The organism is Bradyrhizobium sp. MI1.11 (assembly GCF_055811255.1).
On the sequence record NZ_JBVVPM010000010.1, the window covers coordinates 77,309 to 101,867 of the forward strand.

Sequence of the window (24,559 nt, forward strand, 5' to 3'; positions counted from 1 at the left end):
GGTCCTTCTTGATCTCAGGGATTGCCGGAGCCGTCGATCGATGTCGTGCCGTTCAAGGACGTTGTGCCGTTCAAGGGCGTCGGGCCAGCCACCGGCACGGACGGACTGATTCCGGCGCCTCCGATTTCAGTGGCGCCCAGCGGAATTCCGACGCGGCCGACCGTCGATGTCGAGGGCAGGGACGGGACCGCTGCGGTGCTGCCGGCACAAGTGGTCGATGAGGTGCCGGACAACCCGCCGCCGTCGAACAATGCTCCGGTCGATGCGGCGTTGCCGGACCCGGCGCAGGCGCTCGTGCTTTGCGCAGGGTTGATCGGCGAGATGCCGGGCGTTACGATTTCGGTCGATCCCAACGGAATGCCCACTGGCCGCGTGGATTGCGGGTTGAGCGGCGACGTCGCAAGCATGCCGGCGGGAGGCTGCATTCCCGGCGCCGTTGTTTGAGCGATGGCCGCAGCCGGGACCAGCCACAGCATGGCGGTCGCAAGCATCACACCGTTGTATGTTGAATATTGTTGTCGCATGGATGAAAGCTCCGGCCGACTGCGATCGAACAATAGGAAGCTGCGCCGGCGCGGGTATTTCCAGAACGCACGCCCTGCTGCCCGGCTGCACGACGACGAGGCGAATCCGGTGCGTCGTGCATCGCATTCTGTCTTGCGCGACCACGTTCGACGCATCGCCTCGCCGTTGGCCTGAGATAGCCTTCGCTATCTCAGGATGGCCCGGGCGTGTGCGATCTCCCGACTGCACGCGGCGAGGTCGCCGCCGCGATTGGCGGTGCGCGCGCGATCGAGCGAGTCGAGCGCCTCGGTGAAATCGATGCCATTGCCACCAGCTGCTTCCGCGAGCGAGCGGGGCGTGGGTTGATGACCGCGCAGCGCGCTGAGGCTCTCCGGCTTCCAGCCGTGGGAGCCAGCGTCTCTTTCTATGGCCAGATCGAGCTGGGCCTGGGTTTGCGCGATGTCATCCGTGCAGGTTCCGGCACGAGCCGGCATTGTTGCGTACAGCAGGGCGAAGAGGGCCAAGCTGCACTTTGCGATGGATGTCATTGTTCGATCCTATGCTTGAATTTCGAGTGACGTCAGGAACGTTGCCTTGAATGACAGGGCGCGCATCGATCGTCTTTCGTGTACGAACGCCGGCCGTTCACGCTTGCGAGAGGTCATGTCATGAATGTCAGCGTACATAACGTGAGCCCCCAAAAATGCCTCGCTCAACGGGGCTACGTCCGGAGGATGTTCGAGCAGCGATCGTCGCAGCTCGCGTGTCCAGGCGTGCGAAGTGGCAAGGATAGTTGTTTGCGGAAATACGCAAGCAAGCCTTGAAATTAGTATCGCGTCATTCCAACCCGGAGTGATCCCGACATGAAACACATCAGCGCCAGCCTCGCCTTTGCCGCCGCTCTCTCCTTGTTCTCGGCCGTCGCCCCTGCGCGCGCGGAGCCCCTGAAGAACATCGTCCTGGTGCACGGCGCCTGGGTGGATGGGTCCGGCTGGAAGCCGGTCGACGAGATCCTGACCAAGGAAGGCTTCCGCGTCACCATGGTGCAGGAGCCCGAGACCTCGTTCGCCGACGACGTCACTGCGGCCAAACGTATTCTCGATCTGCAGGATGGCCCGACGCTTCTCGTCGGTCACAGCTACGGTGGCTCGATCATCACCGAGGCCGGCGTACATCCCAACGTCGTCGGTCTTGTCTACGTCGCCGCACATGCGCCCGACGTCGGCGAGGACGAATCGGCGCTGGGCAAGAAGACGCCGAGCGTGCTCGGGAAGACCGAAGGCGTCATCAAGATGACCCCCGACAAATTCACCTATCTCGATCCCGTGCAATTCCCGAAACTGTTCGCGCCGGATCTGCCGCGCGAGCGGGCTGAGTTCGTCGCGCGCTCGCAGGTCCCGGCCGCGACACAGGTCTTCAGCACGCCGCTGACGGCAGCGGCGTGGAAGACCAAGCCGAGCTGGGGCATCGTCGCCGGCAACGACCAGATCATCAGTCCGGATCTGGAGCGCTGGTACTATGAGCGCGCCAAGAGCCAGACCACTGTGATCCCCGGCGCGAGCCACTCGGTCTACGAGTCCCGTCCGAAGGAAGTGGCGGCGGTCATCGCCCGCGCCGCGCGCAGCATTCAGTCGCCGGTCACGCGCTGACCGTGCTTTTGCTGGTCCCGACGCACGACCGGCAGAAGGAAGGACGGCGGGAGTGACAGCACTCCCGCCGCCCCGAATATTCCATCCGGAGAATTCCCATGAAAATGATCGAGACGACCAGCTCCGCTCTGAACTGGAAGGTGACGACGGTGAAGCGGGCCGGACTCAGCCGCGACTTGCCGTCCGGCAATCCGGATTTGATGTGGGTCGCGAATTCGTCGACACTGATCTACGGCGAGCGGGATGCGGTCCTCGTCGACACGTTCCTTACCGCCGGGCAGTCGAAAACGTTGCTGGACTGGGTCGTTTCGTGCGAGCGAAATCTGACCACGATCTATGTCACGCACGGGCACGGAGATCACTTCTTCGGCCTGGCGCCGCTGCTCGATCGCTTTCCGCATGCGAAGGCCGTTGCAGTTCCCGAGGTCGTCGAGGAGATGAAGGCGCAGCTTGCACCTGAAGCGCTCGATGGCTTCTGGCGCAAGCGCTTTCCGGGCGAGATCGCAGAGCGTCTGGCCGCGGCTGCGCCCCTCGAAGGCGAGCTTACGCTCGAGGGACACAAGCTCGTCGTCGTCGACATGGGACGAACCGATACGGCCCGCTCAACTGCTCTTCATGTCCCCTCTCTCGACCTGATTGTCGCCGGCGACACCGTGTACAACGGCATTCATCCCTATCTGGTCGAAACCGATACGCAGAGCCGGCTGGAATGGATCGCCGCGCTCGGCCGGCTCGATGCCTTGAAGCCGCGCTTCGTGGTGGCCGGACACAAGAAGCCGGACAACGACGACGATCCGCGCAACATCGCTGAGACCCGTCAATACCTGCTCGATTTCAACCGCCTCGATAAGGCGACGACATCGCCGCGCGAGCTTTACGAGGCGATGCTCGAGCTCCATCCCGACCGTGCCAATCCGGGATCGCTCTGGAGCGGAGCCAACGCCGCAAAGGAGCTGAGGTCGTGACGAGCTGGCAGAACAATCGAGCCGCGCGCGATGCGCGCATTGCGGCAGGAGCCGGCCTTGCCCGCGGCAAGGTCGTTGAAGCGCACGACGTCACGCGCCTGCTGGAGGCCGTGGTCCGATCGGGAGACCGGGTTTGCCTGGAGGGCGATAACCAGAAGCAGGCGGATCTCTTGAGCCGCGCGCTGCTGGCGGTCGATCTGTCCAAGGTCAACGATCTGCACATGGTGCAGTCGGGTGTGGTTCTGCCCGAGCATCTGGACCTATTCGACCGCGGGGTCGCAAAGCGGCTCGACTATGCTTATTCAGGACCGCAATCGGCGCGCATCGCGCGCATGCTGTTCGGCGGCAAGATCGAGCTGGGCGCGGTTCATACCTATCTCGAATTGTTCGCCCGCTACTTCATCGACCTTACGCCGCACGTCGCGCTGATCGCCGCCGTCAGCGCCGACCGCGAGGGAAATCTCTACACCGGCCCGAATACCGAGGACACCCCGACCGTGGTCGAGGCGACCGCGTTCAAGGACGGCGTCGTGATCGCACAGGTCAACGAAATCGTCGACACCGTTCCGCGGGTCGATATCCCGGCGGACCGTGTCCATTTCATCGTCAAGGCCGACAAGCCGTTCTTCGTCGAGCCGCTGTTCACGCGCGATCCGGCGGCGATCACGGAAGGCCAGATTCTGACAGCGATGCTCGCGATCAAAGGTGTCTATGCGCCCTATGGCGTACAGCGGCTCAATCACGGCATCGGCTTCAGCACAGCCGCGATCGAGCTCCTGCTGCCGACGTTCGGCGAGAGGCTGGGGCTGAAGGGCACGATCGCGTCCCATTTCGCGCTGAATCCCCATCCCGCGCTCATTCCGGCGATCGAGTCCGGCTGGGTGCGGCAGATCCACTCGTTCGGGTCGGAGGTCGGCATGGACGACTACATCCGGGCCAGATCCGACGTCTACTTCACCGGTTCGGACGGCTCGTTGCGCTCCAACCGCGCCTTCTGCCAGACCGCCGGGCTCTATGCCTGCGACATGTTCATCGGCTCCACGCTGCAAATCGATCTGCAAGGGAACTCGTCGACCGTAACCACCTCGCGCATTGCAGGCTTCGGCGGCGCCCCGAACATGGGGGCGGATGCCCGCGGGCGACGCCATCCGAGCGCGCCCTGGCTGAAGGCCGGAGCGGAGGCCGATCCGGACAGCTCGGTACTGATGCGCCGTGGCCGCAAGCTGGTCGTGCAGATCGGCGAGACGTTCGGCGACAAGAACGTGCCGCTGTTCGTCGAGAAGCTCGATGCGATCGAGCTCGCCGAAAAGCTGAAGCTCGATCTCGCGCCGGTCATGATCTACGGCGACGACGTCACGCACATCATCACCGAAGAGGGCGTGGCAAACCTCTTGCTGTGCCGCACCGCGCAGGAGCGCGAACAGGCCATTCGTGGCGTTGCCGGCTACACCGACGTTGGCCGACGGCGGGACTACGGCATGGTCTCGCGCCTGCGCGAGCGCGGCGTGATCCGCAGGCCGGAAGATCTCGGCATCAATCCGCTCGATGCGGATCGCAGCCTGCTGGCGGCGCGCTCGATCAAGGATCTCGTGCGCTGGTCGGGCGGACTCTACGCGCCGCCCTCAAAATTCAGGAATTGGTGAGGGACCGACCATGGAAGATCTCAACTTTCAACACCAGGTTCGCGCGCGAGCCGGCGGCACCAGGCAACGCGCGATTGTCGGCGTGGTCGCTTCCGGAAATCTGGAAGTGCTGGTCGAGCGGAGCTTGCCGGATGCGGAATGCGTCGTGGACATCAAGACCGCGGCCATAGGCTTCGGAGCTGTCTGGAGCGCCGTGATCGGCGATTTCGTCGAGCGCTATTCGCCGGGCGGGCTGAAGTTCTCGATCAATGACGGTGGTGCGCGTCCCGATACGGTGTCGCTTCGGCTAGCGCAGGCGGTGCGATTGATCGCGGAGGCCGGCCAATGACCGCTCCGCTCAAGGACATCAGCCCGGCCGAACGGGCCCGCAGCACAAGCTTCTACGAGGCGTCGGCCCGCACGCGGCTGGACCTGCTGCTCGACGCCGGCAGCTTCGTCGAGTTCATTGGACCGGAGCAGCGCGAAGTCAGCCCGCATCTGAAGATATTCGACCTTCCCGAGCAGTTCGACGACGGCATCATCGTCGGTCACGGACGGCTTGATGGCTCGCCGGTGTTCGTCGCTGCGCAGGAAGGCCGCTTCATGGGTGGCGCGTTTGGCGAGGTGCACGGCGCCAAGCTGACGGGGCTCCTCCGCGCCGCGCGTCAGATCGGCTCGATCCCCGTCCTGATCCTGTTCGATACCGGCGGCGTCCGCTTGCAGGAGGCGAATGCTGGCGAGCTGGCCATCGCCGAGATCATGCGCGCCTTGATGGAAGCCCGCAGCGCAGGCGTGAAGGTCATCGGCCTGATCGGCGGCAGGTCCGGATGCTATGGCGGCGGCGGCCTGATCGCAGGCTGTTGCTCCGCTCTCGCCGTCTCGGAGCCGGGGCGTATCGCAGTGTCGGGCCCCGAAGTGATCGAGACCAATCGCGGCGTCGAGGAGTTCGATTCCCGCGATCGCGCCTTGGTCTGGCGGACCATGGGAGGCAAGCATCGCCGTCTGCTCGGTGCCGCCGATGTCTTCGCCGACGACAATGTGCAGGATTTTCGCGAGGCCGCGCTGGAGCTGCTCGGCCTGGTCGGACCTTTCGGTCTCGACAGACTGAGGGCCGAGCAGCGGCGGCTTGCCGACCGGCTGCGTAGCTTCGGTGACTGCGGCGATGCCGTGGACATCTGGACGGCGGAAGGCATCGCGCATGCCGAGGCCGTTCCAGAGCTGCCGGCCGATCAGTTCATTGCTCTTGCCAACCGCATCGGGAGGACCAGCCGTGACGCTCGATAATATCCTCGCTTCGCTCTTTCCCGACGGCCATGAGGTGAGGAACGACAAGGGCGTCATCCTCGGCTCGGCGACGCTGCGATCCGGCGGCCGGATGCTCGTGCTTGGTGTTGCAGACCGGACGGCGTTAGGCGTCGACGAAGCGATCAGGCTGTCGGGCCACGTCCTGGAGTCGATCGACCGGGACTCCGGGTCGATCCTGGTGCTCGTCGACAGCGACAGCCAGCGCATGAGCAAGCGTGACGAGCTGCTCGGGTTGAACGAGTTCCTCGCCCATCTGGCGAAGGTGCTGATCCATGCGGATATGAATGGCCACCCGACCGTCGGCCTTCTGTATGGTCACTCGGCTGCGGGCGCCCTGCTTGCGACGGGCCTAGCGACGCGCGTGCTGGTCGGATTGCCAGGGGCCGATCCCGCGGTGATGGACCTGCCGTCGATGGCGAAGGTCACCAAGTTGTCGATGGAGGCCCTGCAGGAAAAGGCGAAGTCGACGCCGGTGTTCGCGCCGGGCCTGTCCAATCTCGCACAGATGGGCGCCGTTCACATGACGTGGAGCAATGCCAGGTCGCTTGCCGACCAGTTGGAGGCGCTGCTGGCCGGCATGCCGGCCGTGCAGGATCGGCGGGATGCGCTCGGCAAGGAGCGTGGCGGCCGGCTGAAGGCCACGGAGATCGCGGAGCGCGTTCATGACCTCGCCCTGCAAGCACGGTGAGCGTCCACCGGGTCGTCACGACCTGGTCTTCATCAGCCCCGAAGGCTGGCGCGCGATGCTGGACGCGCGCGACGACCTCGCAGCCGATTCCCTTCTCGCGCGCTGGCCAAAAATGCGATGGCCGACGATCAGGCGACGCGCTCTGCCATGCGAGGCAACCGGCCTCGCGCTGGGCCTGCCCTTGCCGCCCTCTGCCGGCAAGAAACGGGTCTCTCTCGTGGTCGATATCGACCACGTCGCCTCGGTTGCGAGGCCGCCGCCGCTGCGGCAGGCGCGGGCCTACGCGCCGCGCAACTGGTGGTCGACGCTCGACCGGCTCGACGGGCTGGCGCTTCGCCATGCGGTGGAGGTGCGCGTGTTCGGCAGCCTGGCCTGGCAGTCGCTGACCGGGCTCGACTACGTGACCGACCGTTCCGATCTCGATGTCCTGTTCGAGTTTCACCGCGAAACCGACATCGATCGTTTCGTCGCCGACGTCGCTGCGATCGAGACTGATGCGCCGATGCGGCTCGATGGCGAGTTGATGGGCGCCGACGGCGCTGCGGTCAACTGGCGCGAATTCCACAGCGGCACCAGCGAGCTTCTGGTCAAGAGCCTCGCGCGCGTGGTCCTGCTCGGCAGGCATCAATTCATGTCGGGAGCTACGGGATCATGATCACCACGGCCGCAAGAGGCGTGGAACGGCCGGTTCTGCGCCGGGCGCAGATCGCGCCCGATGTCTCCGCGATCGGCGCCGTCGCCGCCGATTGCCTCGTCCAGGAGCTCGAAACCTGGCCGAAGCCGGGGCTGGTGAGCCATGTCGACAACGGCAGCCACGACGACATGGATGCGGGCACGTTTCGTCGCAGTGCTGCGGCCATCAGGCCCTACCTGCAACGCCTGGCCGATGCGGGCGCGCTTGGCTGCGGCATGGGGCGGCTGCGCATCATCGGCCTTGAAGCGGAGCGCGCCATGCTGGCGGCGACCGCGGGGGTCAACACGCACCGTGGCGCGATCTTCGGGCTCGGCCTGCTGTGCGCGGCGGCCGGCGCGAGAGCCGGCGGGTTGGTCGATCCCGGACTTCCGCTTGGCGCTGTCGTGGCGCGCCTGTGGGGCGACAGCATATTCGATGGTCCGGTGCTGCTGCACAGCCATGGCAGCGCAGCCCGCCGCCGCTTTCGTGCGGGTGGTGCACGGATGGAGGCCGCAAACGGATTTCCCAGCGTCTACCGGATCGGCTTGCCGGCCTTGCGCGGAGCGACGCCGATTGCGCTGGAAGATACGGAAGCCGCCCGGGTCGAGGCGTGCTTTGCGCTGATCGCATTCGTCGAAGACACCAACCTCCTGCATCGCGGTGGGCTTGACGGCCTTCGCTTTGCACATGACGCGGCGCGTCGCTTCATCGCTTCAGGCGGCGTCGGCGTGTCCGGCTGGCGTGCGCGGGCGCAGTCGATCCACGAAAGCTTCGTCGCCCGTCGCCTCAGCCCGGGTGGATCGGCCGACCTGCTTGCGATGACGCTCTTCGTCGACGCCCATGAAAGGCCGATTTCATGATGTCCAACGCGATCCTGATGGCGCTGGTGCCGGTCTTCTTGGTTCTGTTGCTGGGATACGCCGCCGGAAAATTCCATATCGTCGACAATCTTCACGTCGACGCCCTCAACGCACTCGTGATGGATTTTGCGCTGCCGGCCTCTCTGTTCGCGGCGACAGCCTCGGCGTCACGCCGTGAGATGATCGAGCAGGTTCCGCTCTTCCTGGTGCTCGGCGTGACGATGCTGCTGGTCTATCTCGCCTGGTATTTTACGGCGCGTGGGGTCTCCAAGGTGTCCCGGTCGGAAGCATCATTACAGGCGTTGACGATTGGCTTTCCGAATCTCGCCGGCGTGGGCCTTCCGATCATGACCTCAGTCGTGGGGCCGGCCGGCACTGTGCCGGTTGCCGTCGCATTGGCGGCGGGCTCGATCCTCATCAGTCCGCTGACCCTGATCATGGCGGAAATGGGCGCCGCCAAGGCTCGCGGCGAGCAAATGGCGGCACGGCAGGTCCTGACGGCAATTCGGCGTGCGATCACCAAGCCGGTGGTACTCGCGCCCGCGCTTGGCATCCTGTTCTCGTTATCGGATGTGAGCCTCGACGCGTTGGCCCGTGCAAGCCTCGCGCTGATTGGAAGTTCGGCTGCCGGCGTCGCCCTGTTCCTCACCGGAGCCATTCTGTCGGCGCAGTCGTTTCGGCTGGACTGGAAGGTCGTCGCTGCAACGGTGGCTTCGGACATCGTGCGCCCGCTGCTGGCAGTTGCGGTCATTTGCCTCATTCCGATGACGAAGGACGCGGCGAAAACGGCTATTCTGCTCGCCGCGACGCCGTCGGGCTTCTTCGGAATTTTGTTCGCGGTCAACTACCGGCTGGATTCCGCAAGGGCAGGGTCGATGGTCATCGCCAGCACCGGATTCAGCGTCGTGACCCTGGCGATTGCGATCGCGCTGCTCTTTCCCCACTAGGCCGCGGCGATGACGCTTGCGATCCTCTGCTCGGGCCAAGGCGGCCAGCATCGGGACATGTTCGCCCTCACGGGCGACGCGCCGGACGCCGCGCAGCTGTTTGCGCGTGCGGCGGCGTTGCTCGGTGGCAGGGATCCGCGCGAATTCGTCCGCGGCGAACCTGATGAGGCCCTGCACCGCAACCGTGCCGGCCAGATTCTCTGTACCTTGCAGCCGCTCGCTGCGGCGTGTGCGCTCGCAGATGTCATGCCGCGTGGCGTCATCATTGCCGGCTATAGTGTCGGCGAAGTCGCGGCCTGGGGTGTCGGCGGACTGTTCGATGCGACTGCCACGCTCGATCTCGTGGCGCGCCGCGCAGAAGCCATGGATGCGGCCACGCGCGCCGGCGACGGTCTGATCTTCGTCCGTGGTCTTTCGCGAGACGAGATCGGTCGCCTTTGCGAACGTCACGGCGCGGCGATCGCCCTCGTCAATCCCGGCGATGCCTTTGTCATCGGCGGCGGCCGGGAGGCGCTGAGCGGAATTGCCGCAGACGCGCGGGCGATACGCGGCGCAAGGATCGTCGCGTTGCCGGTTGAGGTGGCCTCCCACACTACACGGCTCGCCGCCGCGTCCGCCCTATTTCGTGAGACTCTGCGCCTGGCACCGGTGGTGTTCCCGCCGGGGAGCGGTGCGCGCATTCTGAGCGGAATAGATGCCACTCCGGTTGTGTCGGCCAACAAAGGTCTCGACAAGCTTGCCGCGCAGATTTCGCAAACCGTGCAATGGGCAGATTGCTTGCAAGCCTGTGTCGAAGCGGGCGCGACGGGGTTTCTCGAGTTGGGGCCGGGATATGCGCTCAGCAGGATGGTTGCCGAGATCGAGCCCGGGCTTCCGGCTCGTTCGCTGGACGATTTCAGGAGCCTTCACGGTGTCCGCGCCTGGATTACGCGTCACCTGAGCGCCCAAGCGCGATAAATTCCGAAGAGACAATCGCGCTGCGCGGTGGAAAAAAAGGGGCCATCCTTGGGGGAGGACGGCCCCAAAATGCTCGTATGCCCAGGGAGGAGAAAGAGGCTCGAGCCGTGACTTGGGGGTCTCAGTCACCTAACACACACAGCATCGCCGATCGCGCGGCCAAAGTATTTCACGAACCCCTGTTATTTCTCATTTCGCATGATTCACGTGATTTCCGCGGGCAGCGCGTGGGACACCGTCATGCGTGTCGCAGCGGGATCGCCGAGCCTGGACGAAGCCGACGCGTTCCGGCTGGCGCATCGCCAGCGCGCGGGGGTTTCACCTGTGATCCGCTTGAAGACGGTCGAGAAATGCGCCTGGGTGCAGAAGCCGACGGTCAGCGCCACCTCGGCGAGGACCGTGTCGGAATTCGACAGCAGTGATTTCGCACGCTCGATGCGCTGATGCAGCAGGTATTCCCGCGGTCGGTATCCCGTCGCGGCACGAAACTGGGCCGCGAAGTGCATCCGCGACAGTCCCGCCACCCTGGCAAGGTCGGACAGGGTGATGCCGTGGTCGAAGTTCGTCCCGACATACTCCTCGACGCGCCGCAGCCGCCATTTCGGCAACGCATTGACTTTCGCGTGAGGGAGCTCGCGCCGGGCAATGTGCATTGCCAGCGTCCGGCCAATGCAGCGTGCGAATTCCCGGTCGGCAGAATGGCCGCGTTCGGTCAGTGCTTTCGCAAGCTGCTCGGCAAACGGGTCGCGGAGCAGGACGAGGTCGTTGAGGCCTTCCGGCGCGGCGGGGCCTGCTCCAGGCCGTAGAGGCGGAAAATAACTGCCGGCAGAGACGTGGAAGTGCAGGAAATCGCACGGCGCGTAGAACTGCGCACTGAGCCGCTGCGACGGTGCGCCGATATACAGCGTGCCTGCCGGCATGACGCCGTCGAAGACGGTGTGGCGGCCTCTGGTCAGTTTGACCCGTGTTGTTTTCAAGGCGATGGCCAGGAAGTATCGGTCGCAAGGCGTCGCGGCTTCTTCGTGCCTTATGCCTGTTTGGGTCGAGGTCCAGCGCGAGATCGTGATGTCGTCGGACGCGGTGCCGCCATGTTGGCCGGGCTGGCGCCACCTTCGTTCGAGGGGAAATGCGCGAGACTCTTGCGGGGAAGCCGATTCGCGGCGGCTGGGTTGATACGTCACCCGGGCGCCGGCCGCTTGCATATCAGTAAGCATCGTTCGTCCCCATTTCCTGGATTCGGCTGCCGTCGGGACGGCAGCAGAATGCAATTGGTCCATGTTCGAACGATAGGTGCGACCGCGTCGGAAGGCTCGTTAAGGAAGCTGAAGCGGTATTAGATTTTGCAAGTGCGAGCGGGTGCGACCGCGTGTCGCGAAAAATTCAATTGGAATCAAAGGGATCAAGTGCATGTGTGGAGAGAACACACCGAACGAGGGTGCATGCGGTACTGTCATGTCCGGCCGGCCGTCTTCGTCTGATTCAGGGCAGGCGTGGCGAGGCGTCGAGGCCGGGTGTGAGGCCCGGTGCGATGGCAGCCGCTGGCGGAATGGCGGGTTCGCGCGAATACGGAACCGCTTCCACCTCGGGGGGCTGCTGGGATGTGGCCTGAAGGCAGTTCGCGCGAGGCGGACGTCCCGCGCCGAACAGATCGGCGACGGGATTCACGAAGTTCGTGCGGAATCGCTCAAACCGGCTTTGGGTTTCGCTTGAGGGCTGCCGGATCGTCACCGTCGCCGTCATGCCGGAGACCAGCGGCACCCCCGGAGGCACCGTGTCGATGGCGACGCGAACCGGCACGCGCTGCGCAAGCCGAACCCAGGTGTAGATGGGATCGACGTTGGGCAAGCCTTGGGTGCCGGATGCGGCGTTCGACACGCTGACGCCGCGGGTCACGGTTTTCACATGTCCCTGAAGCGGCTTGGAGTAGCCGACGAGCTGTGCCTCTGCGCGATCGCCCACGCACACGCCCGCCATCTTGGTCTCTTCGAAATAGCCGTCGATCCAGAAACTGTTGGCATCGATGATGGAGACGTTGCTGGCGCCGGTGGTAGCATAATCGCCGACGCGCAGCAGGAGGTTGGTGACGTAGCCGTCGACCGGACTCGTCACGTTGGTTCGTTTCAGGTTCAATTCGGCCTGAGCAAGCTGATGCGCCGCCGCCTCATACGCAGCCTTCGCTTGCAAGGCATTGCCGGCGAAGATCTGCTGTTCCTCCGGCGTCGTTGCGAGGTTGGACAAGCGCTGACGCCGGTTGAACTGGGCCTGCTTCACTTCGAGATCCGCCGCGCGCTGGTCGAGGACGGCCTTGCCGACATGGGCGGCCACCTCGAAGTCGAAGGGGTCGATGACGTAGAGCACGTCGCCCTTATGGACGAACTGATTGTCGGTCACCCGCAGTTCCACGATCTCGCCCGAAACCTGCGGCGCGACGTTGGCGACCTGGACGCGCACGCTGCCGTTCCGGGTCCAGGGCGCGGTGACGTAATGCTGCCAGGTCGCGAGCGATATCAAGACGGCGACCAGTGCAATGCCGAGGGTCGCAAGATGTTTGGCCGCGCCGTGGATGAAGCGGCGGGCGCCCTCGCGCAGCACCTTCGCGGAGGGAGCCGCCTGTTCCGGAGGTTTGACGCCGGCCGCGGCGTGATCGCCGGTGTCGCGCGCTACGGTCTCCGGCATGTTCGAACCGTCCACGGTGTCTGCGGCATCCACCGGCGCCTCGGTCGTTGGCTCGCCATGAAGCGGGGCGGCGTTGCGGGGCAGGGTGGCTTCCATGGCTTTTCTCCCTAGAAGAACAGTGCGAGCATGCCGAACATCGCCACGTAGAGGCTGAGTTCGGCCAGCGAAGGGTTGCTGAAGAATCTCGTGAAGCCGACGAAGCGCAGCAGCGGGCGCAGCATCAGGAACGCGAGCATCGCTGTTGCCGCATAGGAGACGATGGGGGCAATCAGCACGCCACCGATGACGAGTTCCCGATAGGTGTTCATCATGGTGATGTCCCTCGGCTGGAGCCGGTCGGAGATTGTGGCGGCATGAACGCCGCACTTGCCGCAATCAGCGCGGCGATGGCTGCACTGGTGGGCAGGTTGCTTGGCGCTCCCGCCTGGTGCAGCGCCCCGGCCGAAGCGAGGATCGCACCGCCGTCCCGCCGGACGAGGGCCTCTCGCGCGGCCTGCGCCGCTCCGGCGAGCGGGCCCTGGCCGACCCGGTCCAGTTCGGCACGGCAACGTCGCAGGGCGTCGGCCTTGTCGAAAAAATGCATGGCCGTGCCGGCGATCTGATCATTGATTGCGGAGGGGCCGTTTGCGGTCACCATCTGTTCAATCCGCGCCGCGTCGCGAAAGGCGGCTTCCTCCGGCGCGAGATGCCGGGCTGGCCCGCTGTCGCGGCGGCTCAGCTCGCGCCGGACCTCTTCCAACAGCAGCCGAATGCGCCGGCCGCATGACAAGGGAGGCAGCAGCAACTGCGCGGCAAAGACGAGGACGGACGAAAGGCAGGCAAAGAAGCTCGTCAGCAGAAACACCTCGGGGTCGTAGCTCTGCGGATTTGTCGGTGCGAGCACCGCGAGCGTGAACACCAGGACGAGACGGCCGAGGGAAGACAGCATCGGGCTCGGCAGCGAGACCAGCAGCGCGAGGCCGATGACGACAGGCGCAAGACCGATCGCCAGCAGCTGAAACTCGGACACCCCATTGAAGACGAGATACTTCAAGATGCCGGCCAGCACGCAGGCGATCGGCATCGCCATCACCGCCACCAGCGTGAAGCTGCGTGGCGCGGGCGAGGTTGAGCCGAGGCCTATGATCACGGCGACGAGTGAAAGGCAGAGCTCTGTTGTCGGCCAGCCCGCCAGCACGAAGAAGATTGCGATCAGCGTGAACGCGATCGCAGCCCGTGCGCCGGCTTCGGCCGCAATGCGGCGCGAACGATAGAGCGGTGCGTGCCATGCACGATAGGGACGCGTCCCTGCACGCAGCGCATCGAGGCTGCTGCGCACTTGCGCGTTCTTGCGGCTGATTTCGATGCGCAGCCAGGATCGGGAAATCGCGATCAGCCCGGCCGCATCCTGGTCCGGATCGTCACCATTCTGCGCCGGAGCGGACGTGGCGGAGAGCGCTGCCAGCATGCGGCCGAGAGAGAACGCGCTGACGAGATCGACCAGCGCGGAACGCGCGGCCGCGGCTCTTGTCGGGCCCACGCTCGATTCCGCCGCTAGGCTCGCGATGTCCGGGCGCAGTGCTGCGATATCATGCAACAGGCTCGCCGCAACGGGTGCGGATGGCGCTTGGCCGCGCTCGGCATCTTGCGCGAGATCCGTGACCCGCCGGTGCAGCGCCTCGATGCGGCTTGCCAGGGCCGGATGATAGTTCGGCGCGGCCAGAATTTCATTCACGAGCGCCACCGCGAGGACCCCGACGCTGATGGCCGCGCCCCGCGCGACGCCGGTCGGGAATACTTGCAGCGGGCTGTCGATCTGCTGAACGGCAATCAGCGCGACCGTGGTGCAGCAGAGAGACGCTGCATAAGCGCGATTGCCGTCGAGCATCCCGACGGCGTAGACGCAAAGGCCGATCCAAATGCCGAGCACCGCGAGCAGGAGACCGTCGGTTTGGGAAAACATGCCGGCGATCGCGATCGATGCCGCCACGCCGATGGCGGTTGCAAGCAATCGGTAGCCGGCCTTTTCCATGCCTTGACCGCGCGTGGGCAGTGCCAGGATCGCCACCGTGAGGGCTGACGACGAGGGCGATTCAAGCTCGAGCCAGAAGCTCACATAGAGGGCGAGAAGCATCGCGAGCCACACCCGCAGCGCAAAGGCCCAGGAGCTCGCCGGAAACCCGGCGAAGACCAATGGGCGCGCCGCGGCGGCAGCATCGGCATTGATTTGCATCGCGCGAGATCCCCATTTCCCTCGGCAGAACAGCCAGCCCCGCCAGTGCTGTGATACGCGCGCGAATATGAGGTGCGAGGGGCTCGCCGGTATTTCCGGTTCACCAACCTCGTTGCCGGATTGCACGTCGGGTTGAGGGAAAACGGCGCTCGTCCGCGCCAGCCGCGGGCCGGACTATTGCGGCCCGTTGCCTGCCAGCGCGTCTTCGAGGCAGCGGATGATCTCGTCACCGCTGGAAGGCTTGCCAAGATAGCAATGCGCGCCTGCGGCCATGACGCGCTGACGCACGGTTTCACTCGGAAACGCCGTCATGAAGATGATTGGAAAATGGCGGCCGGCGGCAACCAGCTGGGCCTGCAGCTCATCGCCTGTGATGACCGGCATCTGGACGTCGGCGATCATGCATGCCGGATCGTCTCCCTGCGCCTGCCGCAGGAAGTCCACGCCGGATTCGTAGGCCTGGGCCTCGTAGCCGACCGAACGCACGAGGCTCGCCAGCGATGCCCGAACGCCTTCGTCGTCGTCTACGATCGCAATCACCAAGCTTTTGGCCATGGGGGCGCCTAATCCTGGCCGCGGTGTTCCGCAAAGAAGAGCATCTCCCTCGACGCGGCCGATGGCGCTTTATGCACCTGGGGCAGTCCCGCCGGAATTATACTCAGGTTTGGTCCGAAGTCCTGCGGGTCTGGGAAACTCCGAGCGCCTCGGCCTTGCGAACGAGGTCGGCGAACGACCGGACCCCCATCTTGCGCATGACGTTCCCGCGGTGGATCTTGACCGTGATCTCGCTGAGGCCGATCAGGGCGGCGACCTGTTTGTTCATCAGGCCGGCGGTGACATGGCCCATCACCTCGCGCTCGCGCGCCGTCAGGGTCTCGTATTGGGCGCGGATGTCCTCCTTGGTCGCGGCTTCGGCCCGGTGCTGCGCATCGCGTTCGAGCGCCGCGGTCACGGCATCGAGCATGTCCTGGTCGCGAAATGGCTTGGAGAGGAAATCGACCGCGCCGGCCTTCATGGCACGCACGGACATCGGAATGTCCCCATGGCCCGTCATGAAGATGATTGGATAGCTGATGCCCTGCCGGACGAGCTGGCCCTGCAGGTCGAGCCCGCTCACGCCGGGAAGGCGGACGTCCAGCACGATGCAGCCGGGGCCGTCGGGCAGCGAGCCTCCAAGCAGTTCGGACGGCGAGCCGTACAGGCGCGTATCGAGGCCGACCGATCGGAACAGGCTGTCGAGCGAGGCGCGGATCCCTGCGTCGTCATCAACGATGATAACGACCGAGTTGAGCGATTGGGCGGGCGATTGCGCGTGGTCTGGTCGTGTCATGGTCTGATGTGTTCTTGGCTGTATGGCAGTGTCAGGCGGAATGTCGCTCCCGCGCCCGGGGTGCTCTCGACCGACAACTCGCCACCGTGAGCTTCCACCGTCGTTCGGCAGATCGCAAGTCCCATGCCCATTCCGCCGCGCTTCGTCGTGAAGAACGGATCAAACAGGCGTGGAATGTCGTCCGGCCGGATGCCGGGGCCGCTGTCCTGCACCGTGATGGCGAGTCTCTCGCCGTCGACGGCGCTGGCGCGCAGCATGACGGTACGGGAACCGCGCTGGTCCGACATGGCCTGGGCGGCATTGACCAGCAGGTTGACCAGCACCTGCTGAAGCTGGATCCGGTCGCCGCGAATTGGCTTCAGGCCAGGCGTCGTCTCGACAGTCAGGACGACGTCGTCATTCGCGAGCTCCCGCGCGACCAGAAGGGCCGCTTCCTGGATGATCTCGGCGATATCGAGACTGTCCTGCTGGGCAGGCGCCTTCTTCAGGAAGGTGCGGATGCGGGCCACGACCTCGCCGGCACGGCGGCCCTGCGCGACGACGTGAACGATCGTGGCCGCGACCTCCTTCAGATCGGGCACGTCGCGCCGCAGCCATCGCAAGCCGGCCTCGCCGCTGGTGACGATCGCCGCCAGCGGCTGATTGACCTCGTGGGCGATAGAGGCGCTGAGCTCGCCGAGGGTGGCAACGCGCGCGGCATGGGCGAGCTCCGCCTGCGCCGCGAGCAACGCATCCTGCGCCTGCTTGCGCTCGGTGATGTCGACGACGAAGGCGAGCACGTTGCGGTCGCCGTCAGGCCCGGAGGGGAAGGTGATCGTGAACAGCACCGGAACCTTGCGTCCGTCGAGCCTGACGAGCTCGGTTTCGCCTTCGTAGAACGGCTCGCCTTCCGCGAACGCGATCAACGCGCCGAGGAAGCTGCGGTCGTTCTCGCCGAGAAGCAGGTCCACATTCTCGATAAAAGTCGAGGCGCCGTTTGCGCCTGCCATCTTTTGCAGGGCCGGATTGACGTCGGTGATTGCAGCGAGCCGGCGGGCATGCCGGACGAAACCGGGATGCCGCGCCAGATGGTCGCGCAGGCTGGCTCCCGCGGTATCCAGCGATTGCAGTGCGGTTCGGAGTTCGCTCCAATCCTCTTCGACGACGCCGATCCGGCTTGCGTCGAACATCCGGCGGTATCGCTGTTCGCTTCGCACCAGCGCGTTGTGTGCGGCCACGCGGTCGGTGACGTCGGTGTGCGTTTCAAGGACTCCGACCGGCTTGCCAAGACGGTCGTGCTGCAAGGCCCATCGGGCATCGACGGTGAGCGCCGCGCCGTCTTTCGTTCGTTGCTGCACGCGGCCTTCCCATCGACCGGTGCCCACCAGGCCCGCTTCGATGACCTCGCGCCGGTCGGGATATCTGGTTTGCAGGAGCGCGTCGGCGAGCTGCCCGACCGCCTCGTCGGCAGACCACCCGTAGACCTGCTCGGCCGTCTTGTTCCAGAAGGTGATCACGCCGCCGCGGTCTCTGACGAAGATCATGTCGTGCGAGAGGTTGAGCAGGCGGGCCTGCGCGGCGAGGCGCTTCGTTGCCGCGTGATTTTGCAGCGCCAGCAAGGTCGTGATCCCGATTGCCGCGAGGCTCACCAGCACACGAAGGGCGGGTGAGGCGATGGTCCGCAGATCGTGCGACAGGAGATAGGCTGTTATCGTCAGGACGACGCAGCCGGCCGCGGCAACGATGGTGTCGTCGCGCCGGTTGGTCTTCGCCGCGAGCAGGATCGCCACGATATAGAGAACCGCCACGGCGCCCTCGAGCGGCGTCAGGACGTCAACCAGGAAAACCGCAAAGGCGAGGACGGCGGACAAGGACCGCAAGCCGGTGCGGCTCTTGGATGAGCCCGTGGTCAGATCATGACGCGTCATCGTCACTTGCAGTCGTTCTTCTCACATCAGCTATCAGCGCGTTGATGCCGCGATTTGATCGCGTTCACAACATCCACCCGCGCGATTTTCGTGCTCTCGTGGAAGACCTGTCGCGCGCTCGATGCGGTGAAACCGCCGGCAAGCGGCATTCCCCGGAAAAACCAGGGAGCTCGCGTGGTCCCGCCGGCGGATGGTGCGCAGAAAGCGCGTCAACTTACCGCAGGCATCGCGCCGCAAGTTGTGCCCGCAGCCGCGATCCCGCTGAGACGTCGCATCGGTGCGCTCACCCGACGAACAGGTCGTGATCATACCTAGGTATGACGCGGTCAACCCGAGAACCTATAGACGCACCCGCGGGTAGAATGGATCGCGCACACCGCCGAATTACTCTGCTCCCATGGCATTCGGGCAAGCCGGTCAGGCCAGGCCGGATCGAAAACGGGACAAGGAGATTCGACGATGTCGCTGCAGATGTCACGCTCACAGGCGATCAAGGATCATGACGTTCGCGCGATCGATATCTCGGCAATCGATCGCGATCCGCTCGGGCTATCGAAACTTCCTGACCGGTTCGACGAAGGCGGAACAATGCTGTCTTTCGTCCATCTGGACATGGCCCTGGCGGTCGAGCATGCGGCGGACGCCGGACGTTCTGCCGCTCGCGGGCCCCGCTTCAGGCTCTCCGCAAAACTCCTAGCACCGCCGCCTGCCGAGAGCGAACGGGCCTTCGCAGGAGGAGAAGCCGCTGATCCGGTGATGCGGCGCCTGTCCGATGCGCTCGCGGCGACCGAGGCCACGCACGATACCCATTCCGCCATCATGGCCGACGCCCTGCGGCTTGCGATCCTCACCCGGACGTTCAGTCGGCAGGCTCCCAGCGCACGGGCCGAGCTCGATCAGGCCGACGCCATTCGCGAGGGGGATGCTGGAAGGACCGTACGGTCGCTGCAGAATTGGCGTCTCAGGCGGGTCCTGCAATATGTCGACAAGAATCTGACTGCAAAGATAACGCTTCAGGACATGGCCGCCGTCGCCGGCCTGAGCAGGATGCATTTCGCCGGGCAGTTCCGTGCGGCCGTCGGCGTGCGACCTCATGAATATCTGCTGAGGCGCCGCATCGAGCGCGCCCAGGAGCTGCTCAAGCAGGCCGAAATTGCGCTCGTGGATATCGCCCTGACCGTGGGTTTCCAGACCCAGGCGCATTTCACCACAGTGTTCAAGCGCTTTGTCGGCGATACGCCGTATCAATGGAGAAGCGCTTATCTCGCGCAAATTATGCCGCTGCCGTGCGCAGGAGCGGGTCCGTCATGATCAACATTGGCATTCAAGCCCTGCTCCTGTCGCACGCCAGTCTTCATTTGACGCTGACGCATCATGAATTGATGGAGATGATCGAAATTCTCCGTGCTCTCGGCAATTCGTACCGCCTCGCTGCGTCAGAGCCGGGAAGCGGTTTTCTCTATGGACGCCTCGCCTTCAACTTCTGTCGAGGCGCTGTGATGTGGGCCGCGCGGTAGGCGGCACTTCGGTGGTACCCCGGCGTCGGGTATCTACGGCAGCGACTGTTTGCTGTGCGTGCCCATATCATTCGACCCTTGTGCAGACCATCAGGCTCCGGATTGTGAAGAGGATATGCCTTATTCAGATGCCTTGGCGAACTGCGGCACCTTGGTCTCGGATTCTGCCAACCAGATGCTCGCAAGCAAGACGGTCGCTGCCAAAGCCGCTGTCACGCCGAGCAAGAATTGCCAGCCCGCCTGCTGGAGCAGCCAACCGGATAGAAGCGCGCTGATGGCGGTTGATAGGAATACTGTTTGATCGTGCAGCGCTTGAGCCTTGGCGCGCTCTGAAACGTGATAGTTTCCGGTCAGAAGCGTGCTTCCGCCGACATAGAGAAAATTCCAACCAACCCCCAGCAGCACCATCGAAACCCAGAATGCACTCACGCCAGTTCCAAGAAGTGCGGCCGCGGCAGCGCAAGCGAGCATCAAAAGTGCGCCGAGCCGGATGATCGTGGTCGGGCCTGCGCGCTTGATCAATGACCCCGTCGCCAAGGATGGGGCGAACATTCCCAAGGCATGCCATTGGATCACGAACGCAGCGTCGGCATATGTGTGATGATGCGAGATCATCGCGATTGGAGCCGATGTCATCAGCATATTCATGCCGGCATTTCCGAAGGCACTGCTGAGAACGGCCATGATGAACCCCGGCTGGCGCGCGATCTGCGAAATCGGGCGGCTTTCGGTTTGCTCCGACTCATCGTGGGATGGCAGTAAATTCAGACGAGCCTGAACCATCAAAGCGACAAGCGCCAGGCAGGCGAGAAACAAGTATGTCCCTGCGAACTGGACCGCAAAAGCCGCCGGCTACAAGACTCATGGGTTTGTGGAGAGGCGGCGACTCAAGCTGTTCTGGTGCGCTTCGATGGAAAGCTAGATTTGTCGTTCGAGCGGGTAGGTTAAATTGGTGGGCTTTTCCGTTCCTTTGGCCAACTCTCGCCTGTCGAACCGACGGTCTGTCTCGCAACGCTCCAGCCCTGTGTCGCCCCCTGTCAATCCGCTCACGCAAAAATATTCCACTTTACCGAAATTCGGTTTTGGCGTATGTGTCGCTCATCCCGGCTCATCCTTGAGGGGCGATCTTGTGGTCGTCACGTTCGCGAGCCGGGCTTGCGGTGGACGCGGCAGCGTTCGGGTGCGAGTGGCCAAGGGCAGGGCGGATTGCTCTCCGTGAGCCCAAGGCTTCGTTCCGACGAGCGGCGCTGCTAGGCTTCGTCTCGTCTGTAAGTTTCCGGCTCCGTCGACAGGGCTGGAAAAACTGCGGCGAAATGGCGAACCGTGCGTACGGCAAAACCGTGTGGTCCTGGCCGTCGTTGCTACGGTCAAGCCCTGGCGAATGCGGCATCTGCGTCAACCGGCGCGGTGCCGGTGAATTTCGCGAAGGCGAGGGAGGCCAAAGAGAACTCGGCTCCCGGGAGAGCACGGCATAAGCCGTCCAACCATCGCGCAGGGAAGGCCGAGTGATTGGCTACACCTGTATGCTGCTGTGCGGTTTTCCTGCGTGTGCATTTCGCGCAGCGGACCGCGGGTGCCAGCCGGCACCCGGCCTTCCCTGCGCCCTCTTGGCTTAGAGGGTGGAGTGACCAGGCAAACCTCGGGCGAATTTCGCCGCGAGAACGCGAAAACGTGTCCTGCGGGTTGCAATGCGTGTCGGAGGACTGCGATGTCTTCCACCAGATGTCGTTTTCATTTTAGAACGACGCTTCATGATCAGAAAGAAGCGTGACGGCACAAGCCGCCAGCCCGATAACGAAACTCCAGTGTTGTCAGCCTCACGCATCTTGCGGCGCGGCTGCGCCGGCGGTCCGTCGCCGTGCCGGCAGGAAAAACGCTGCAATCGCGCCGGCCAGCGACAGCGCTGCGGCGAGGCTCATCGCCGCGGCAAATCCGCTCTCGAAATGAGCGGCCGAATCGACCCCGCCATGGGCCGAGAAGTTCGCCACCAGCGCGGCGATGCCGAACATGCCGCCGAGGAAGCGGCCCATGTTGAAGATGCCGGACGCCTTGCCCATTTCGGCCACCGCGACCGAGCTCAGGATGGCGTTCTGTGCTGCCGGCATCGCCATCGAGACACCGACGCCGGCCAGCACCAGCGGCGCGACCAGAGCGGAGTAGGTAACCGCGGAGCTCACGATCTCCGCGATCCAGCCGAGGCCGATCGCCTGCATCAGCAATCCCGTCACCACCAGCGGCCGCTCGCCGAACCTGTTGACGACCGCGCCGGCGATCGGGGCGGTGACGAACAGCGTCGCTGTCCAGGGGAGCAGGCGAAGTCCGGCGCCGAAGGCGTCGAAGCCCAGCGTGGTCTGGAGGAACTGCGGCAGCAGGAACAAGACGCCATACATCGCGGCGTAGAACAGCACGCTTGCGGACATGCCGGAGGCAAGCGCCCGCGATGAGAACAGCCGCATCGGCACCATCGGCGCGGCCGCGCGCAATTCCCAGAGCACGAAGCCGGCCGTGAACACCAGGCCCGACATCAGCGTGGCGATGATTTCGGCGCTCGCCCACCCCACGGCGTTGCCGCGCAACAGGCTCCACACCCACGCCAGCGCCGCCAGCGCAACAAGCGCCAGTCCGGGGATGTCCAACGCGGCGGCCGGGCCGAAGCTTTCGCGCAACCGTGCCAGCACCAGGGTGATCGCGATCAGGCCGATCGGCAGGTTGATCCAGAACACCCAGCGCCAGCCGAAATGTTCGGTGATGAAGCCGCCGATGGCGGGGCCGATGATCAGCGCGCAGCCGGTGATGCTGGCGAAAATGCCGAGCGCGCGGGCGCGCTCCTCGCGGCCGAACGTGCCGCTCAGGATCGCCATGGCCAGCGGCATCACCAGCGCAGCGCCGGCGCCCTGCAGCGCGCGGGCGGCGATCAGCGCGGTGGCATTGCCTGCGAGCGCACAGGTCGCCGATGCAACGACGAACAGGGCGAGCCCGGCCGCGAACATGCGGCGGCGACCGAAGCGGTCGCCGAGCGCGGCACCGGTCAGGAGCAGCACGGCAAAGGTCAGGTTGAAGGCGTTGACGGTCCATTGCAGCGTCTCGACCGGGCTGCCGAATTCGGCGCGGATGGTCGCGAATGCCGTCGTGATGATCATGGCGTCCAGCGCCATCATGAAGGATGCCAGCGCGGTGACGCCGAGCACCCAGTTCTGCGCGGCGCGATTGGTCGGGGTCTGCATCGCCCTCTCTCCGTGTGTCGCGCCAGCCTGTCGCGGCGCGTTCTGCGGGCTAGACGAGGGCTGAGCGGCAAAGGATGCGCCCAAAAATAATTGTTTCCGGGCCGCATCCTTCGCCGGTCGGCAAACGTCCTAGGGGTGATGCGGCCATGTGCGCGATTTTGAGCGAACCAGGTCGCGACATGAGCAAGGAGCGCGCGATGAGAAGGACGTTGATCAGGTACAAGGCTAGGCCGGAGCTGGCCGATCGGAATGCTGAGCTGGTTTCGGCCGTATTTGCCGAATTGAAGGCGGCCGGGCCGGACGGTGTGCGCTATCTGACGCTGCGGCTGGAGGACGACACCTTCATCCATCTTGTCGAGGCCGCGGCCGAGGACGGCTCGAGCCCGATCCCGAAACTCAAGGCATTTCAGACGTTCCAGGACGGCATCCGTGACCGCTGCGCGGAGCCGCCGCTGGTTCGTGATGTGAGGATTGTCGGCAACTATCGTATGCTGGACGAGTCCTGAGCAGGCGAAGCGGAGGAGCAATGGCGCCAGACCCCCTGGCCACCGTCGATGTCGAGGCCCTGCTGGCGCGGATGCGGCCGAAACTCCATCGCTACTGCGCGCGCATGGTCGGCTCGGTCATCGACGGTGAGGATGTGCTGCAGGATGCGCTGATCAAGGCGATGGAAGCGCTGCAATCGGTCACGCCTGTCAATATGGAGGGCTGGCTGTTCCGCATCGCGCACAACACCGCGCTGGATTTCCTGCGCCGCCGCAACCGGCAGGAGGCGCTGCATTCGGCCGAGGAGGTGGAGATGATTGCCGACCGGCTCGATGATGTGGAAAGCCGCCAGATCGCCGCGACCAGCCTGCGCACCTTCATGCGGCTGCCGGTGGCGCAGCGCTCCAGCGTGATCCTGATGGACGTGCTCGGCTGCTCGCTTGCCGAGGTCTGCGACATCATGGATTTCAGCCTGCCGGCGGTGAAGGCCGCGCTGCATCGCGGACGCACGCAGCTGCGTGAGTTCGCCGGAGAGCCGGACGACGTGTCGCAGCCGGGCCTGTCGGAAGCCGATCGGACGCGGCTCAGCGCCTATGTCGGCCATTTCAACGCTCGCGACTTCGACGCGATCCGCGCCATGATCGCCGACGACGTCAGGCTCGAGCTAGTCAACCGCACCAGGCTGAAAGGCAAGGCTGAGGTGTCGAACTATTTCGGCAATTATTCGAAGGTCAGCGACTGGCACCTGGTGACGGGGCAGGTCGAGGGACGTCCCGCGATCCTGGTGTTCGATCCGAACGAGCCAGCCGGGCGGGCGAAATATTTCATGCTGCTCGACTGGTCCGCCGGCAAGCTCGCCACTATCAGGGATTTTCGTCACGCAGCCTATGTTATCGATGGTGCGGAGTGCGTGGTGGATAGAGGGTGAACTTGCCTATGTGCTTTTCGCGCAGCGGACCGCGGGTGCCAGCCGGCTCGCGCGAAATGCGCCGCGGGAACGAGAGTTCATGTCCGTTTGAAAGATCAGTCGCATCACT

Annotated in this window: 24 protein-coding genes and 1 pseudogene; 15 read left to right on the plus strand and 10 right to left on the minus strand. The window is 64.7% G+C overall.

Features of this window, described 5'->3' with window-relative positions; translation table 11 throughout:
- Positions 1 to 21: 21 nt before the first annotated feature.
- Positions 22 to 444, plus strand: coding sequence for a hypothetical protein (locus tag AC0L30_RS12965; protein WP_246648717.1), 423 nt, complete (start codon positions 22 to 24; stop codon positions 442 to 444).
- A gap of 266 nt (positions 445 to 710) precedes the next feature.
- On the opposite strand, the gene AC0L30_RS12970 is transcribed toward AC0L30_RS12965, so the two are convergent.
- Complete coding sequence (locus AC0L30_RS12970) at positions 711 to 1,052, minus strand: hypothetical protein (protein ID WP_007596049.1); 342 nt, start codon at positions 1,050 to 1,052, stop codon at positions 711 to 713.
- 315 nt (positions 1,053 to 1,367) lie between these two features.
- On the opposite strand from AC0L30_RS12970, the gene AC0L30_RS12975 reads away from it, so the two are divergent.
- The 10 genes from AC0L30_RS12975 to AC0L30_RS13020 all read left to right on the plus strand — a co-directional run bounded on the left by AC0L30_RS12975 (position 1,368) and on the right by AC0L30_RS13020 (position 10,170).
- The gene (locus AC0L30_RS12975) at positions 1,368 to 2,153 is read left to right on the plus strand and encodes an alpha/beta hydrolase (RefSeq protein WP_473404423.1); all 786 of its coding nucleotides are present in this window, start codon (positions 1,368 to 1,370) and stop codon (positions 2,151 to 2,153) included.
- 98 nt (positions 2,154 to 2,251) lie between these two features.
- Positions 2,252 to 3,118: an MBL fold metallo-hydrolase gene (locus AC0L30_RS12980; protein WP_219681589.1), complete on the plus strand. Its 867-nt coding sequence runs from the start codon at positions 2,252 to 2,254 to the stop codon at positions 3,116 to 3,118.
- A complete protein-coding gene (gene mdcA / locus AC0L30_RS12985; RefSeq protein WP_473404424.1) occupies positions 3,115 to 4,761 on the plus strand; it encodes a malonate decarboxylase subunit alpha in 1,647 nt (548 codons plus the stop codon). Before AC0L30_RS12980 ends, mdcA begins: the two co-directional genes overlap by 4 nt.
- A 10-nt stretch (positions 4,762 to 4,771) precedes the next feature.
- The gene (gene mdcC / locus AC0L30_RS12990; protein WP_007596039.1) at positions 4,772 to 5,089 is read left to right on the plus strand and encodes a malonate decarboxylase acyl carrier protein; all 318 of its coding nucleotides are present in this window, start codon (positions 4,772 to 4,774) and stop codon (positions 5,087 to 5,089) included.
- Positions 5,086 to 6,024, plus strand: a complete 939-nt coding sequence (locus tag AC0L30_RS12995; protein WP_473404425.1) for a biotin-independent malonate decarboxylase subunit beta — start codon at positions 5,086 to 5,088, stop codon at positions 6,022 to 6,024. The genes mdcC and AC0L30_RS12995 overlap by 4 nt, the downstream gene beginning before the upstream one ends.
- The gene (gene mdcE, locus AC0L30_RS13000) at positions 6,011 to 6,733 is read left to right on the plus strand and encodes a biotin-independent malonate decarboxylase subunit gamma (RefSeq protein WP_473404426.1); all 723 of its coding nucleotides are present in this window, start codon (positions 6,011 to 6,013) and stop codon (positions 6,731 to 6,733) included. Before AC0L30_RS12995 ends, mdcE begins: the two co-directional genes overlap by 14 nt.
- On the plus strand, positions 6,708 to 7,388 hold the full coding sequence (gene mdcG, locus AC0L30_RS13005; RefSeq protein ID WP_473404427.1) for a malonate decarboxylase holo-[acyl-carrier-protein] synthase: 681 nt from the start codon (positions 6,708 to 6,710) through the stop codon (positions 7,386 to 7,388). The genes mdcE and mdcG overlap by 26 nt, the downstream gene beginning before the upstream one ends.
- Positions 7,385 to 8,266 (plus strand): triphosphoribosyl-dephospho-CoA synthase MdcB, encoded by an 882-nt coding sequence (mdcB, locus tag AC0L30_RS13010; RefSeq protein WP_007596034.1) that lies wholly within the window; start codon positions 7,385 to 7,387, stop codon positions 8,264 to 8,266. The genes mdcG and mdcB overlap by 4 nt, the downstream gene beginning before the upstream one ends.
- Complete coding sequence (locus AC0L30_RS13015) at positions 8,263 to 9,213, plus strand: AEC family transporter (RefSeq protein ID WP_473404428.1); 951 nt, start codon at positions 8,263 to 8,265, stop codon at positions 9,211 to 9,213. The genes mdcB and AC0L30_RS13015 overlap by 4 nt, the downstream gene beginning before the upstream one ends.
- Before the next feature lie 9 nt (positions 9,214 to 9,222).
- Entirely contained in the window at positions 9,223 to 10,170 is a 948-nt protein-coding gene (locus AC0L30_RS13020) for an ACP S-malonyltransferase (RefSeq protein WP_473404429.1), read from the plus strand.
- 203 nt (positions 10,171 to 10,373) lie between these two features.
- On the opposite strand, the gene AC0L30_RS13025 is transcribed toward AC0L30_RS13020, so the two are convergent.
- From AC0L30_RS13025 to AC0L30_RS13055, 7 genes are all read right to left on the minus strand, one after another.
- Positions 10,374 to 11,384 carry a helix-turn-helix domain-containing protein gene (locus AC0L30_RS13025; RefSeq protein WP_007596031.1) on the minus strand — a complete coding sequence of 337 codons (1,011 nt, stop codon included), beginning with the start codon at positions 11,382 to 11,384 and terminating at the stop codon, positions 10,374 to 10,376.
- Between the two features lie 265 nt (positions 11,385 to 11,649).
- Positions 11,650 to 12,942, minus strand: coding sequence for an HlyD family secretion protein (locus AC0L30_RS13030; protein ID WP_473404430.1), 1,293 nt, complete (start codon positions 12,940 to 12,942; stop codon positions 11,650 to 11,652).
- An 11-nt stretch (positions 12,943 to 12,953) separates the two neighbouring features.
- A complete protein-coding gene (locus tag AC0L30_RS13035) occupies positions 12,954 to 13,157 on the minus strand; it encodes a DUF1656 domain-containing protein (RefSeq protein ID WP_007596028.1) in 204 nt (67 codons plus the stop codon).
- On the minus strand, positions 13,154 to 15,058 hold the full coding sequence (locus tag AC0L30_RS13040; RefSeq protein WP_354127214.1) for an FUSC family protein: 1,905 nt from the start codon (positions 15,056 to 15,058) through the stop codon (positions 13,154 to 13,156). The genes AC0L30_RS13035 and AC0L30_RS13040 overlap by 4 nt, the downstream gene beginning before the upstream one ends.
- A gap of 174 nt (positions 15,059 to 15,232) precedes the next feature.
- Positions 15,233 to 15,613 carry a response regulator transcription factor gene (locus AC0L30_RS13045; protein WP_007596023.1) on the minus strand — a complete coding sequence of 127 codons (381 nt, stop codon included), beginning with the start codon at positions 15,611 to 15,613 and terminating at the stop codon, positions 15,233 to 15,235.
- Positions 15,614 to 15,716: 103 nt separating this feature from the next.
- Positions 15,717 to 16,388 carry a response regulator transcription factor gene (locus AC0L30_RS13050; protein WP_007596020.1) on the minus strand — a complete coding sequence of 224 codons (672 nt, stop codon included), beginning with the start codon at positions 16,386 to 16,388 and terminating at the stop codon, positions 15,717 to 15,719.
- A complete protein-coding gene (locus AC0L30_RS13055) occupies positions 16,385 to 18,295 on the minus strand; it encodes a PAS domain-containing sensor histidine kinase (protein ID WP_473404431.1) in 1,911 nt (636 codons plus the stop codon). Before AC0L30_RS13055 ends, AC0L30_RS13050 begins: the two co-directional genes overlap by 4 nt.
- Positions 18,296 to 18,754: 459 nt before the next feature.
- On the opposite strand from AC0L30_RS13055, the gene AC0L30_RS13060 reads away from it, so the two are divergent.
- Together AC0L30_RS13060 and AC0L30_RS13065 are read left to right on the plus strand one after the other, a co-directional pair.
- Entirely contained in the window at positions 18,755 to 19,606 is an 852-nt protein-coding gene (locus AC0L30_RS13060; RefSeq protein WP_354160374.1) for an AraC family transcriptional regulator, read from the plus strand.
- The gene (locus AC0L30_RS13065; RefSeq protein ID WP_007596015.1) at positions 19,603 to 19,812 is read left to right on the plus strand and encodes a hypothetical protein; all 210 of its coding nucleotides are present in this window, start codon (positions 19,603 to 19,605) and stop codon (positions 19,810 to 19,812) included. Before AC0L30_RS13060 ends, AC0L30_RS13065 begins: the two co-directional genes overlap by 4 nt.
- Before the next feature lie 120 nt (positions 19,813 to 19,932).
- Here AC0L30_RS13065 and AC0L30_RS13070 read toward each other — a convergent pair.
- Both AC0L30_RS13070 and AC0L30_RS13075 read right to left on the minus strand, forming a co-directional pair.
- Positions 19,933 to 20,631 (minus strand): annotated as a pseudogene (locus AC0L30_RS13070) (MFS transporter); the annotation flags it as partial.
- Between the two features lie 998 nt (positions 20,632 to 21,629).
- Positions 21,630 to 23,036, minus strand: a complete 1,407-nt coding sequence (locus tag AC0L30_RS13075) for a DHA2 family efflux MFS transporter permease subunit (RefSeq protein ID WP_473404432.1) — start codon at positions 23,034 to 23,036, stop codon at positions 21,630 to 21,632.
- A 197-nt stretch (positions 23,037 to 23,233) separates the two neighbouring features.
- Here AC0L30_RS13075 and AC0L30_RS13080 point away from each other — a divergent pair, with 197 nt between their 5' ends.
- Together AC0L30_RS13080 and AC0L30_RS13085 are read left to right on the plus strand one after the other, a co-directional pair.
- The gene (locus AC0L30_RS13080; protein ID WP_473367692.1) at positions 23,234 to 23,542 is read left to right on the plus strand and encodes a hypothetical protein; all 309 of its coding nucleotides are present in this window, start codon (positions 23,234 to 23,236) and stop codon (positions 23,540 to 23,542) included.
- 20 nt (positions 23,543 to 23,562) lie between these two features.
- Entirely contained in the window at positions 23,563 to 24,450 is an 888-nt protein-coding gene (locus tag AC0L30_RS13085) for a sigma-70 family RNA polymerase sigma factor (protein WP_007596009.1), read from the plus strand.
- The last annotated feature ends 109 nt before the right edge of the window (positions 24,451 to 24,559 follow it).